Origin of the sequence: Maribacter zhoushanensis, assembly GCF_029350975.1 — a bacterium.
GTDB classification, from domain to species: domain Bacteria; phylum Bacteroidota; class Bacteroidia; order Flavobacteriales; family Flavobacteriaceae; genus Maribacter; species Maribacter zhoushanensis.
In genome coordinates, this window is record NZ_JARKMR010000004.1 from 245885 (window position 1) to 258797 (window position 12913).

The following is a 12913-nucleotide window of genomic DNA, read 5'->3' on the forward strand; positions in this document are numbered from 1 at the left end:
TAAAAGGCCTATTTTAGTTTTAAAATGGGTCTTTTTTATATTTATGACTAAACAACTAACGCTACTCGTACTATTATTACTTCTTAATTCTTGCGGAATTTTCAAATCATATGAGAAATATCCAAAGAGAGAATTTAGAGGGGTTTGGATTGCTACCGTGGTCAATATTGATTGGCCCAAAAATGGCAATGACACTGCAGATAAGCAAAAAGCCGACTACCTTAAAATTTTAGATTTTTACGAAAAGGAGAATTACAATGCTGTAATAGTTCAGGTAAGAGCTGCAGGTGATGCCTTTTATCAATCTGACTATGCACCATATTCTAGGTTTCTAACAGGCAAAGAAGGTACACCTCCAAAATGGAATACAGATGTTCTTGATTGGATGATAAACGAAGCTCATGTAAGAGGTATGGAATTCCATGCATGGTTAAACCCATACAGAGCAACTTTTGATGAGAATTTTGAAGTTCTATCAGAAACGCATGACTACTGTACTCACCCAGAATGGATAGTTCATTATGGGAAAAAGAACTATTATAACCCAGGATTACCTGAAGTTCGTAATCACTTTTCCAAAATCATTGAAGAACTGGTTTCTTCCTATGATGTAGATGCCATTCACTTTGATGATTATTTCTATCCGTACACTATCCAAGATGCTGTTTTTAATGATTCCCTAGCATTTGAAACCTATGCTGAGCAAGGGCAGACCATTGATGATTGGCGACGTAGCAATATTGATTCACTCGTAAAACAATCTCACGAAACTATTAAATCAATTAAACCATGGGTTCAGTTTGGTATTAGTCCGTTTGGAGTTTGGAAAAACAATTCTACAGATCCAAAAGGCTCTGACACCAAAGCAGGGCAAACCACTTATGAAGATTTATATGCAGACCCATTACTTTGGATGCAAAAAGGATGGATAGATTATCTAGCTCCCCAAGTCTATTGGAGCATGGAATTACCGGTAGCCTCGCATAGAAAAATTGTAGACTGGTGGTCAAAAAACAATTACAACACCAACCTTTATGTGGGCAATGGTCCATACAAGATTAGAAACAACAGCGACAAAGCATGGGATGATATTGAGGAAATTCCAAATCAGATTGAACTTGCCCGTGAAACTCCTGAAATTCAAGGCAACATAATGTTTAGTGCAAAGTCGCTAATGAAAGACAATGACGATGTGGTTGAATATATGCACAAAAAGTATTACAAAAAACCGGCATTGAATCCTGTTTCTACATTATCAAAAAATCATACTACGAGAACCCCAAAGTTATTAGCCACTTCCAAGACAGATTCTGAGCTTATTCTTGAGTTTAATGATTTAAACGAGATACGGTTTGCATTGTTTTACACTTCTGGTATTCGAGTAAAAAAAACTTATGACATTAAGAAATTACGTCACAAAATTTATGTGGACAACCACTCAAAAACCGTACGTATTCCTCTAGAGCAATTGAGAAAAAAATATAACGCCATTACCTTTTTAGACGTCTATGGTAAAGAAACCACACCTATAATTTTCAATTTAAAACAAGTGAATAAATAATATGGTACAAAAAGACAAAGGAGCTTGGGCATGGGTACCTGTGTTATATTTCACACAAGGTTTACCTTACGTATTGGTGGTTACGGTATCTGTAATCATGTATAAAAAACTAGGTGTTAGTAATGAAGATATTGGGCTTTACACCAGTATTTTATATTTGCCATGGGTATTAAAACCCTTATGGAGTCCGTTTGTAGATTTAAAAAGTACTAAGCGTAAATGGTTTTTAAGCATGCAGCTTTTAATCGCCATTGCGCTACTAGGCGTTGGGCTCACCCTACCAACCAATATGTTTTTCATTTCATCATTAGCCTGTTTTTGGATAGCTGCTTTTGCCTCGGCTACAAATGACATTGCTTCAGATGGGTATTATATGCTAGGGCTGACCGAAAAAAAACAATCTTTTTTCGTGGGAATGCGAAGTACTTTTTACCGACTTGCCATGGTTACGGGCGAAGGATTAATAGTGGTACTTGCCGGTTTTTTAGAAAATAAATATGGTGACAATACCAAAGCTTGGAGTATAACCATGTCTGCAGCAGCTTTTTTAATGTTGATTATGACCGTTGCCAACTTCTTTGTTACTCCAAAATATGAAATAGAAAACACCGAAGAAAAAGAAAAACCTGCAGGTTTCTTAGAGGTATTTGCCTCCTTCTTCCAAAAACCAGGTATCGGTATTGCTCTAGCCTTTATTCTAAGCTACCGTTTAGGAGAATCACAATTGGTAAAAATGACATCGCCGTTTTTACTGGACTCTCCCGACAAAGGCGGTCTCGGATATTCAACAGAACAATTAGGAACCATTTTTGGTACTGCGGGAGTTATTTTTCTTTCCATAGGAGGAATATTAGGAGGTATACTTATTTCTCGAGACGGATTAAAAAAATGGATGCTACCAATGGTACTTTCTTTGAATCTACCCAACATTTTATATGCTGTATTGGCAATCACAAATACTACTAATATTTACGCAGTAACGGCAACCGTAATTTTTGAAAAATTTGGCTATGGATTCGGCTTCGCCGCCTTTTTAATGTACCTCATTTATATTGCAGATGGTAAGTCTAAAACATCACATTATGCCATTGCTACAGGCTTTATGGCATTGGGCATGATGTTACCCGGTATGGTAAGCGGTTATATTCAACAATGGCTGGGGTATGATGGCTTTTTTGTTTGGGTAGTCATTGCTGCCTTACCAGCGCTATTCTTATTAAAATTCATTTCTTACCCGGCAGATTTCGGCAAAAAAACAACAGTCCCCAATGAATAAATTTATACCTACAATTGAAGCAATAGAAAAGCTTTCCCTAACGGAGAAAGTTGGACAACTATTTATGCCTGCTGCATTTATAAATGATACTGAGGAAGATATTCAGCAATTAGAAAAAGTAATATCTGAGCACCACGTTGGCGGACTCTGCTTTTTTCACTCCAGAGCCAGTGCTGCTACCAATTTTGAAGGCAAGAAGAAAATAGTTATCAATGAAAATAGTTTCAACACTTTAAAAAACCTCATCAAGAGATATCAAAAAGCAGCTACCTATCCCCTATTAATTTCTATTGATGCAGAATGGGGCTTGGCTATGCGAATAGAAAACACTCCACAATACCCGTACGCTATAACTTTAGGGGCAAATTCAGAAAACAAAGATTTAGTCTTTGAAGTGGGCAAGCAGATAGCTAAAGATTGCAAAGCAGCCGGTATACACTGGAACCTTTCTCCCGTGGTAGATGTAAACGTGAATCCTAATAACCCTGTTATTGGCTATCGTTCTTTTGGTGATGACAAGGATAATGTTGTTGCCATGGCAACTGCTTTTGTTAAAGGCACACAGATAGAAAACTTACTTACAAGCATTAAACATTTTCCAGGTCACGGTGATACGGCAACAGATTCTCATTTAGGTTTACCAGTAATTGATAAGTCTAAAACTGACCTAATGGAAAATGAGCTCTATCCATTTCAAAAATTAATTGACCAAGGTGTAGATTCAGTTATGGTAGGTCATTTATCCGTTCCTGCTTTAACTACTACTCCTGAACTACCCTCAAGTATCAATAAAGATATTATAACCGGAGTGCTAAGAAATGAAATGGGTTTTGACGGAGTTGTAATTTCCGACGCTTTAAATATGCATGCCGTTTCTAAAAATTATCCGACTAAAGGCGAACTAGAATGGCTTGCTTTTGATGCCGGTAACGACGTATTATGTTTTGCGGAGCATATTGAAGAAGGAATACAATTCATATTAAAAAATGCATCAAAAGAACAAATCAATAAAAGTATAGAGCGTATTTGGCAATTAAAGGAAAAAGCAATTACTGAAGAAGGTTTGGAAATAGAATTAACCGCCCCTTCTACTCTAAATAGAAAAATAGCCGAAAAATCAATCACTTTACATCACGGTTCTGCCACTGAAATTGCACATTTTAGGGGAACAATTTTCTGCACATTAACTATTAAAAGATTTGGGACAGACCAAACTAAAAAAGACATTTTAGAAAACATTGTAGCGATGAAAAAGGAAGTTAAAAACGAAACAGAGATTCTTTTGCTTTTAACTCCCCCACAAATAAAACCGACTAACAAATTCGGCTTTTTTGATGAGGAAATAGATTTCATCAACGAACTAATCGCTACTAAAAATGTTGTAATGTATCACTTTGGAAATCCGTATGCGTTAAAGTTTTTCAATACAGAAAGAACAACAGCGACAGTAATAGCCTATCAAAATTTCAAAGAGTTTCAAGATGTGGCAACTGAACATTTTTTAGGCAATCTTGAAGCAGTAGGGAAATTGCCAGTAACATTAAAATAAAAATATGAATCATAATGGATGGAGTAGAATATTCGCTCTTATAATTCCGTACATTCTAATACTTAGTATATTTCAAGTTGCGGGTTCCTTAGTTGCCGGTATTCCATTTGGTGATAGAGATTTCCAAGAAACCTCTCTTCAACAATTGATAATGACATTTTTCTCATTTTTAGGCACTCTTTTTTTAGTTTGGCTTTTCATGAAATATATGGATACGCAGAATTTTATCGAAGTTGGACTTCAAATAAAAGACAGAAAAAAAGATATTATAATAGGAACCCTACTTGGAATTGTCATTATGGGCGTAGCCTATTTAGGTTTAATTGTATCTGAAGAAATTATCTTTACTGCAATTAAATTTGATTTTTTAGAACTGGTTTACACTATACTATTATTTATATTAGTAGCAATTTTAGAAGAAGTGCTGTTTAGAGGGTATATTCAAAAGAACCTAATGCTCTCATTTAACAAATATGTTGCATTAATAATTACTTCTGCACTTTTCGCCTTAGTACATGGCGCCAATCCTAATATAAGTTTATTTAGTTTACTTGGGCTTTTCTTAGCCGGTTTAGCGTTGGGTGCTTCTTATATGTATACAAAAAATTTATGGTACCCAATAGCATTTCATTTTAGTTGGAACTTGTTTCAATCGTTGTTCGGGTTCAATGTTAGTGGGCAAGACATTTATAGTATAATTGAATTTACAATTCCAGAAAATAACAAAATCAACGGAGGTCAATTTGGCTTTGAAGGTTCAATTTTTTCTTTGCTCACAGAAGCAACGTTATTGGCCGTTATCATTTATTATTATCAAGTAAAAAAGAAAACGCAACATCTTACTAATGAAAACATATAATATTATCGGTCTTATGTCAGGCACATCATTAGATGGTCTAGATTTAGCCTATTGTCACATTTGGGAGAAAGATCACATTTGGCATTTTGATATCAAAGAAACCAAAAGTGTGAACTATTCAACAGAAATGCTGAATACGCTTAAGAATGCCATTAGTTTATCCGGAGAAAAACTTATTGAATTACATAACACCTACGGCACTTGGCTTGGTGAACAAACCTCTTTATTTATTAATCAAAATAATTTAGAGGTCGATTATATAGCCAGTCACGGGCATACCACACATCACAGACCAGAAATGGGACTTACTTTTCAAGTAGGTTCTGGGCAACATATAGCAAACACAACCGGAATTAAAGTCATAGCTGATTTTAGAACAAATGACTTGGCGCTTGGTGGTCAGGGCGCTCCTCTAGTACCTATAGGTGACCGCATGTTTTTTAATGACTATGAATTCTGTTTGAATTTAGGCGGTATTAGTAACATCTCTTTTGATGTTAAGGATAAAAGAATAGCTTATGATATAGGCTTAGCAAATATGATTCTAAATTACATTACCAGAAAGGTAGATTTAGAATATGATGAAGATGGCAATCTCGCCAGAACCGGAAGCATAAACCAAGAAATGTTAGAGCGATTAAATAGTCTTAAATACTACTTATTGCCACACCCAAAATCTATTGGTTATGAATGGTTTTTAGACGAAGTGGTACCTATTGTGGAAAATACAGATGATACTATTGAGAATTTATTACACACCAGTATTCACCATATATGCGATAAAGTTGCGCAACAGATTCAATTAAATTTTATAAAAAAAGAACAACAAGTATTGGTTACAGGTGGTGGCGCATTGAACTCCTTTTTAATTGAGATGCTACAACAAAAACTAGGTTTTACCACAAAAGTGGTTGTACCAGAAAAAATAATTATTGAATTTAAAGAAGCTTTGGTATTCGCATTAATGGGTGTATTAAGAGTAGAGCAATTAACAAATGTACTCTCTTCTGTTACCGGGGCAAAAAAAGACTCTTCAAGTGGAGTATTGTTCATACCCAATTAAAGTTTTTTACCTAATTTACTCGATAATCGAGATTTAAAATTCCAGAGGTACCCCTCTGCTTTAGTATTTTTTATTTGATTCACTCTTGTTGAAAAACAAGGGTATTCACGCCATTAAAATCGTATCGAAAATGTCAGAAAAACAAAAGAAAGCATCAGCCTACTGGAAAGAAAATGTTAGGTACTTATTCATTTTACTAGCAATTTGGTTTCTTGTTTCGTTTGGCGCGGGAATACTCTTCAAAGAATCTTTGGACACTATTAAAATTGGAGGTTTTAAACTAGGCTTTTGGTTTGCGCAACAAGGTTCTATTTATGTATTTGTTATTTTGATTTTTGTCTATGTAAGGCTCATGAACAAATTAGATAAGAAATACGGATATGACGAATAACACCAAAACCTTCAACCACCAAAAACCAAATTTATGACTGTTCAAACTTGGACGTATATTTTAGTCGGACTCACATTTGCACTATACATAGGTATCGCAATCTGGTCTAGAGCCGGATCTACAAAAGACTTTTATGTTGCTGGCGGCGGCGTTTCACCACTTGCAAATGGTATGGCAACAGCAGCGGATTGGATGTCTGCAGCATCATTTATTTCAATGGCAGGGATTATCTCCTTCGCCGGCTATGATGGCTCTGTATACTTAATGGGTTGGACAGGCGGCTATGTATTACTGGCTTTATTGTTAGCTCCATATTTGAGAAAATTTGGCAAATTCACGGTACCTGATTTTATAGGCGATAGATACTATTCAAAAACAGCACGTATTGTTGCGGTAATTTGTGCACTAATTGTTTCTTTCACATATGTAGCAGGTCAAATGCGAGGTGTTGGTGTTGTTTTTTCAAGATTCCTGCAAGTAGATATTAATACCGGTGTTATTATTGGTATGATAATAGTTTTGTTTTATGCCGTTTTAGGCGGAATGAAAGGCATTACCTATACTCAGGTTGCTCAGTATTGCGTATTAATTTTTGCCTTTATGGTTCCCGCAATATTCATATCCATCCAAATGACAGGAAACCCTATTCCACAACTAGGTATGGGTGCAACTCTTAATGATGGATCCGGTACTTTTTTATTGGATAAATTAGATGGACTATCAACAGAACTAGGTTTCAACGAGTACACCAATGGCTCTAAATCTGTAACCGATATTTTTGCCATTACTTTAGCGTTAATGGTAGGTACCGCAGGATTACCACATGTTATTGTTCGTTTCTTTACGGTCAAGAAAGTAAAAGATGCCCGTAAATCTGCAGGGTTGGCATTGTTGCTAATCGCTATTCTTTATACCACGGCACCAGCGGTATCTGTATTTGCAAAGACAAATCTAATTAACACAGTTAGCAACGAAGAATATTCCAATATGCCGGTTTGGTTTAAAAACTGGGAAGAAACCGGATTACTTTCTTTTGAGGATAAGAACGATGATGGTAAAATTCAATATGTAGCAGATATATCTAAAAATGAATTGACCATAGATAATGATATTATGGTATTGGCAAATCCTGAAATTGCAGATTTACCAGCTTGGGTAATTGCTTTGGTAGCAGCTGGCGGATTGGCAGCAGCGCTTTCAACGGCAGCGGGGTTGTTGCTAGTAATTTCAGCATCGGTTTCTCATGACCTAGTGAAGAAAGTATTTAAACCGAATATTTCTGACAAAGCAGAATTATGGGTCGCCAGAGGTGCAGCAACAGTTGCTGTAGTTATCGCAGGTTATTTTGGTATAAATCCGCCAGGCTTTGTAGCTGCGGTAGTAGCATTAGCCTTCGGTTTGGCAGCAGCCTCCTTCTTCCCTGCCATTGTGCTAGGTATCTTTTATAAAAAAATGAACAAAGAAGGGGCTATTAGCGGCATGGTAGTCGGTATAGTTCTAATGTTATTCTACATGACCAAATTTAAATTTGGCTGGTTCGGTGGCGGAACCCCTGAAGATTGGTGGTTTGGTATTTCACCTGAAGGCTTTGGTAGTATTGCTATGATTGCTAACTTTATTGTAGCAATCATTGTTCTTCAATTTACACCAGAACCACCTACAGATGTTCAAGAAATTGTAGAAAACATAAGAATACCCAGTGGTGCAGGTGAAGCTACGGGACATTAACAGTAACAAATCAATATTCAACAACAACCAAAGGACATCAACACCCTTTGCATATTAAATTAACGCATACCATGAGTAATTATCACATTAAACATCTGGAGGAATATTATCAAGTCTATCGAAAATCGGTTCGTAATCCCGAAGCTTTCTGGGAAGAAATTGCAGAGGAGCATTTTGTTTGGCGTAAGCGATGGGATAATGTGTTAGCTTGGGATTTTAAAAAACCAGAAATAAAATGGTTTGAAGGTGCAAAACTAAACATTACAGAAAACTGTTTAGACCGCCATTTACCAACAAGAGGTAACAAAACAGCTATAATTTTTGAACCTAACAATCCAGACGAAGAAGCACTACACATAACGTACAGGCAATTGCATGAACGTGTTTGTCGTATGGCGAATGTGTTATTGGACCACGGAGTTAAAAAAGGTGATCGTGTATGTATTTATTTACCAATGATCCCTGAGTTATCTGTAGCACTTTTAGCATGTGCACGTATAGGAGCCATACATTCCGTTGTATTCGCAGGTTTTTCTTCACATGCATTAGCAACGCGTATTAACGACTCTGATTGTAAGGTCGTATTAACATCAGATGGTTCTTTTAGAGGAAATAAATCCATCGACCTAAAAGGTATCGTGGATAAAGCTTTGGAAGGTTGCCCAGGTGTAGCTAATGTTTTAGTCGTAAAACGTACCGGTTCTAAAATTGATATGCTAGAAAATAGGGACAAATGGCTACAACCATTGTTAGATGAAGCATATGCAGATTGTGTTGCCGAGGTTATGGATGCCGAAGACCCGTTATTTATTTTATATACATCAGGATCTACGGGTACACCCAAAGGAATGGTACATACCACGGCAGGCTATATGGTATACACTGCTTACACCTTTAAAAACGTATTTCAATACAAAGAACATGATGTATATTGGTGTACTGCGGACATCGGGTGGATAACCGGACACTCTTATATTGTTTACGGACCGTTAGCAAATGGCGCCACAACTTTAATGTTTGAAGGGGTTCCCTCTTATCCAGATTTTGGTCGTTTTTGGGAAGTTGTCGAAAAACACAAAGTAAATCAGTTTTATACGGCGCCAACAGCCATTAGAGCACTTGCTAAAGAAAATTTAGATTTTCTTGAAAAACACGATTTATCCAGCCTTAAAGTTTTAGGTTCTGTAGGCGAGCCTATAAACGAGGAGGCATGGCATTGGTACAATAATAACGTAGGTAAAAAGAATAGTCCAATTGTAGATACCTGGTGGCAAACAGAAACAGGTGGTATTATGATTACGCCAATACCATATGTAACACCAACCACACCAACGTATGCTACATTACCATTTATTGGTATTCAACCAGCATTAATGGACGAGAATGCGAAAGAAATAAAAGGTAATCAGGTTGAAGGTAGATTATGTGTAAAATTCCCATGGCCATCTATAGCCAGAACTATTTGGGGTAACCACGACCGTTACCGAGACACCTATTTTTCAGCATATGAAAACATGTATTTTACAGGTGATGGTGCCTTAAGAGATGCTGTAGGCTATTACAGAATTACAGGTCGTGTAGATGATGTAATTATAGTATCCGGTCATAATTTAGGAACCGCACCAATAGAAGATTCTATTAACGAGCACCAAGCTGTGGCAGAATCTGCAATAGTAGGTTTCCCGCACGATGTAAAAGGAAATGCACTCTACGGATACGTTATTTTAAAGGAAACAGGTGAAAGTAGAGATCGCGATAACTTAAGAAAAGAAATCAACCAACAGATCACAGAGCATGTGGGGCCAATTGCAAAACTAGATAAGATTCAGTTCGTATCCGGATTACCAAAAACACGTAGCGGTAAAATTATGCGTAGAATTTTACGTAAAATAGCAAGCAACGACACAAGTAATTTAGGGGACACAAGCACCTTATTAAATCCGGAAATTGTTCAAGAAATTATGGATAACTCCTTGTAATCAAGAGTTCGATCTACAATAATATTTTATTTGAAATCCATCAAGTTTATATAACATTGAACTTGATGGATTTTTATTTTATTGGAAACATAGACTCAAATAATGCTATGCAAAAGATTCAGATAAGAAAGTACTAAGACTGATTAGAAAACGCACGATTATTAGCAAAAAGCGGACGAGTTTTAAAAGTCATAAATAAGATTATTGATATTAACCCGCAGACACCCAAACCTGCAAATAGTGCCCAAACTGAATCTTCAATAAAGCTACCTACAAAAATTGATATTGGAATAGAAAGTATGGTAGAAATAAAACCGGTAATTGCCGCACCAATACCTGCAATATGACCAATAGGCTCCATTGCAATAGAACGCATGTTTCCCCATATGAAACCTAAACACAAAAACTGCAGTGATAAGAATATCAATAAAATAGTAATGCTTGGATTTTTAGAGCCCAAAAACAATAAACTATACGACAGGGCAATAACGGTAAAAGCCACTAAAGCTGTGAATGATAAATTTCGCATTCCAAAGCGTAATACCAAAGTACCGTTCATTAGTGTAGAAAAACCTACAGAAAGTGCCAAACCGGCAAAAACATAGGGGAATGTTTCCGTTAACCCATATAGCTCTTCAAAAACGTGTTGAGCAGAACTCAAGTACACTAAAAAAGATCCCGTAATCAATCCTGATATCATGGTGCACGATACTGTTTCCTTGTATTTAAAAATTTCTTTAGTCCCTCTAATAAAAACATTGAATGAAAAAGGAACCTTATACTCCGGCTTTAGTGTTTCTTCCTGTCTTTTATAAAACCATAACCCCACTAACAAAGCAAAAAATAATTGCATGTAAAAGATACCTTGCCAACCCGTAATACCCATAACAGCTTTACCGATAGCAGGTGCAACCACAGGAACTAGAATAAAAAATGCAGTAACAAAAGACATTATTTTTGCCATATAATCACCACGGTAAGTATCACGAATAATAGAAATACTTATAGTTCTTGGTGCAGAAAGACCAATACCCTGCAAAATACGACCAACTAACATTACCTCTAGGTTTGGCGCCAACAAACAGATAATACTAGCAATCAAAAACACGGTAAAGCCAAAGTATACAATTGGCTTTCTACCCAGACTATCTGACAGCGGACCAAAAAACAACTGCCCTACTCCCAATCCTAAAAAAATCATGGTAACCAGTAACTGATTTCGGGTAGGATCCAAACTATTAATAGACACGCCAATATCTGCCATTGCGGGTAAAATAGCATCAATAGTCAATGCTACGATAGACATTAAAGAAGCCATTAAGGCAACAAACTCAAAATTAGGTTTTACCTGTTCATTCTGCATCCTGCAAAAATACGGCTTAACAATTCATGCAATGTTATTAAAAGTTGATTTTTGAGATTATGCTTTTTGAAATTCAAATATGTACTTTTGCATTAAATTACAATGTATGTTGATTATAGGTATTGCCGGTGGAACAGGTTGTGGAAAAACCACAGTAGTAAATCAAATTATTAATGAATTACCAAATCAAGAAGTAGGTGTAATTTCTCAAGACTCTTACTATAACGATCTTTCTCATCTATCTTTAGAAGAAAGGCGTAAAACAAATTTTGACCACCCTAGCAGCATAGATTTTGCATTGCTTGAGCAACATTTAATTGCATTAAGAAACGGTGAATCTATTGAGCAACCCGTGTATTCATTTTTAGAATGTAACCGTACTGCCAAAACTGTACCTACACATCCTACAAAGGTTATAATCGTTGAAGGTATCTTGATAATGACCAATAGTGCTATTCGTAAAATGTTCGACATTAAAATCTTTGTACATGCAGATACTGACGAAAGATTGATTAGAAGATTAAAGCGCGACGTTAACGAAAGAGGTTGGGATCTAGATGAAACAATAGAGAAATACCAAGCTGTAATCAAGCCCATGCACGAGCAATTTATAGAACCTACAAAAGAGTATGCAGATATTATAATACCGAATAATAAATACAACACTGTTGCCGTTGAAATAGTCAAGAGCATTATCAACGAAAAATTTATGCAAGCATAATGGCATTCAAAGACTTAAAACAAAAAAAATGGTTTAAAATCATGACCAATATGTATGTATTGGTGCTCTCCGTTTTTGTTGTTTGGATGCTTTTCTTTGATACAAACTCCCTTTTAATTCATCTAGAATTAAGAAAAGAAATCAAGAAACTAGAAAAAACCCAAGATTTTTTAAAGGAAGAAATTGCCCGTGATAAAAAAATTATAGAAAAACTATCTGATGAAGATGAACTTGAGCGTTTTGCCAGAGAGGAATACTATTTAAAGAAAAAGAACGAAGAAATTTACCTTATTGAATACGAGGACAGTTTAAAAACTAAAGAGAAAGAATAGTTTTTAATATCCTTTTAATAAGTTTATCCCTTTTAACATACTACAATCTAAGCTTGGTTCTAATCAATTCACAATTAAAAGTTTAACGCTT

General features: G+C 36.0%; 11 protein-coding genes. 10 read left to right on the forward strand and 1 reads right to left on the reverse strand.

From position 1 onward, the window contains the following. Positions 1-43 precede the first annotated feature (43 nt). The 8 genes from PXD56_RS14470 (at position 44) to acs (ending at position 10406) form a co-directional block, all read left to right on the forward strand. Positions 44-1561 (forward strand): glycoside hydrolase family 10-like protein, encoded by a 1518-nt coding sequence (locus tag PXD56_RS14470; protein ID WP_276494054.1) that lies wholly within the window; start codon positions 44-46, stop codon positions 1559-1561. Position 1562: 1 nt separating this feature from the next. Then, complete coding sequence (locus PXD56_RS14475) at positions 1563-2837, forward strand: MFS transporter (protein WP_276494055.1); 1275 nt, start codon at positions 1563-1565, stop codon at positions 2835-2837. Continuing rightward, on the forward strand, positions 2830-4386 hold the full coding sequence (locus PXD56_RS14480; protein ID WP_276494056.1) for a glycoside hydrolase family 3 protein: 1557 nt from the start codon (positions 2830-2832) through the stop codon (positions 4384-4386). The genes PXD56_RS14475 and PXD56_RS14480 overlap by 8 nt, the downstream gene beginning before the upstream one ends. A gap of 4 nt (positions 4387-4390) precedes the next feature. Then, complete coding sequence (locus PXD56_RS14485; protein ID WP_276494057.1) at positions 4391-5245, forward strand: CPBP family intramembrane glutamic endopeptidase; 855 nt, start codon at positions 4391-4393, stop codon at positions 5243-5245. Beyond that, positions 5232-6308, forward strand: coding sequence for an anhydro-N-acetylmuramic acid kinase (locus tag PXD56_RS14490; RefSeq protein ID WP_276494058.1), 1077 nt, complete (start codon positions 5232-5234; stop codon positions 6306-6308). Before PXD56_RS14485 ends, PXD56_RS14490 begins: the two co-directional genes overlap by 14 nt. 130 nt (positions 6309-6438) lie before the next feature. Next, complete coding sequence (locus tag PXD56_RS14495; protein WP_276494059.1) at positions 6439-6699, forward strand: DUF4212 domain-containing protein; 261 nt, start codon at positions 6439-6441, stop codon at positions 6697-6699. 33 nt (positions 6700-6732) lie between these two features. Continuing rightward, positions 6733-8427, forward strand: a complete 1695-nt coding sequence (locus PXD56_RS14500; RefSeq protein WP_276494060.1) for a sodium:solute symporter family protein — start codon at positions 6733-6735, stop codon at positions 8425-8427. A 71-nt stretch (positions 8428-8498) separates the two neighbouring features. Beyond that, positions 8499-10406 carry an acetate--CoA ligase gene (gene acs / locus PXD56_RS14505; protein WP_276494061.1) on the forward strand — a complete coding sequence of 636 codons (1908 nt, stop codon included), beginning with the start codon at positions 8499-8501 and terminating at the stop codon, positions 10404-10406. A gap of 133 nt (positions 10407-10539) precedes the next feature. Here acs and PXD56_RS14510 read toward each other — a convergent pair whose 3' ends face one another. Beyond that, complete coding sequence (locus tag PXD56_RS14510) at positions 10540-11769, reverse strand: multidrug effflux MFS transporter (RefSeq protein ID WP_276494062.1); 1230 nt, start codon at positions 11767-11769, stop codon at positions 10540-10542. 106 nt (positions 11770-11875) lie between these two features. Between PXD56_RS14510 and udk the strand changes: the two genes are divergently transcribed. After that, positions 11876-12490: a uridine kinase gene (gene udk, locus PXD56_RS14515; RefSeq protein WP_276494063.1), complete on the forward strand. Its 615-nt coding sequence runs from the start codon at positions 11876-11878 to the stop codon at positions 12488-12490. Continuing rightward, the gene (locus tag PXD56_RS14520; RefSeq protein WP_276494064.1) at positions 12490-12822 is read left to right on the forward strand and encodes an FtsB family cell division protein; all 333 of its coding nucleotides are present in this window, start codon (positions 12490-12492) and stop codon (positions 12820-12822) included. The genes udk and PXD56_RS14520 overlap by 1 nt, the downstream gene beginning before the upstream one ends. Positions 12823-12913 lie beyond the last annotated feature (91 nt).

Coding starts and splice junctions, on each gene's coding strand:
- PXD56_RS14470 (WP_276494054.1), top strand. CDS start 44: ATGACTAAACAACTAACGCTACTCGTACTATTATTACTTCTTAATTCT.
- PXD56_RS14475 (WP_276494055.1), top strand. CDS start 1,563: ATGGTACAAAAAGACAAAGGAGCTTGGGCATGGGTACCTGTGTTATAT.
- PXD56_RS14480 (WP_276494056.1), top strand. CDS start 2,830: ATGAATAAATTTATACCTACAATTGAAGCAATAGAAAAGCTTTCCCTA.
- PXD56_RS14485 (WP_276494057.1), top strand. CDS start 4,391: ATGAATCATAATGGATGGAGTAGAATATTCGCTCTTATAATTCCGTAC.
- PXD56_RS14490 (WP_276494058.1), top strand. CDS start 5,232: ATGAAAACATATAATATTATCGGTCTTATGTCAGGCACATCATTAGAT.
- PXD56_RS14495 (WP_276494059.1), top strand. CDS start 6,439: ATGTCAGAAAAACAAAAGAAAGCATCAGCCTACTGGAAAGAAAATGTT.
- PXD56_RS14500 (WP_276494060.1), top strand. CDS start 6,733: ATGACTGTTCAAACTTGGACGTATATTTTAGTCGGACTCACATTTGCA.
- acs (WP_276494061.1), top strand. CDS start 8,499: ATGAGTAATTATCACATTAAACATCTGGAGGAATATTATCAAGTCTAT.
- PXD56_RS14510 (WP_276494062.1), bottom strand. CDS start 11,769: ATGCAGAATGAACAGGTAAAACCTAATTTTGAGTTTGTTGCCTTAATG.
- udk (WP_276494063.1), top strand. CDS start 11,876: ATGTTGATTATAGGTATTGCCGGTGGAACAGGTTGTGGAAAAACCACA.
- PXD56_RS14520 (WP_276494064.1), top strand. CDS start 12,490: ATGGCATTCAAAGACTTAAAACAAAAAAAATGGTTTAAAATCATGACC.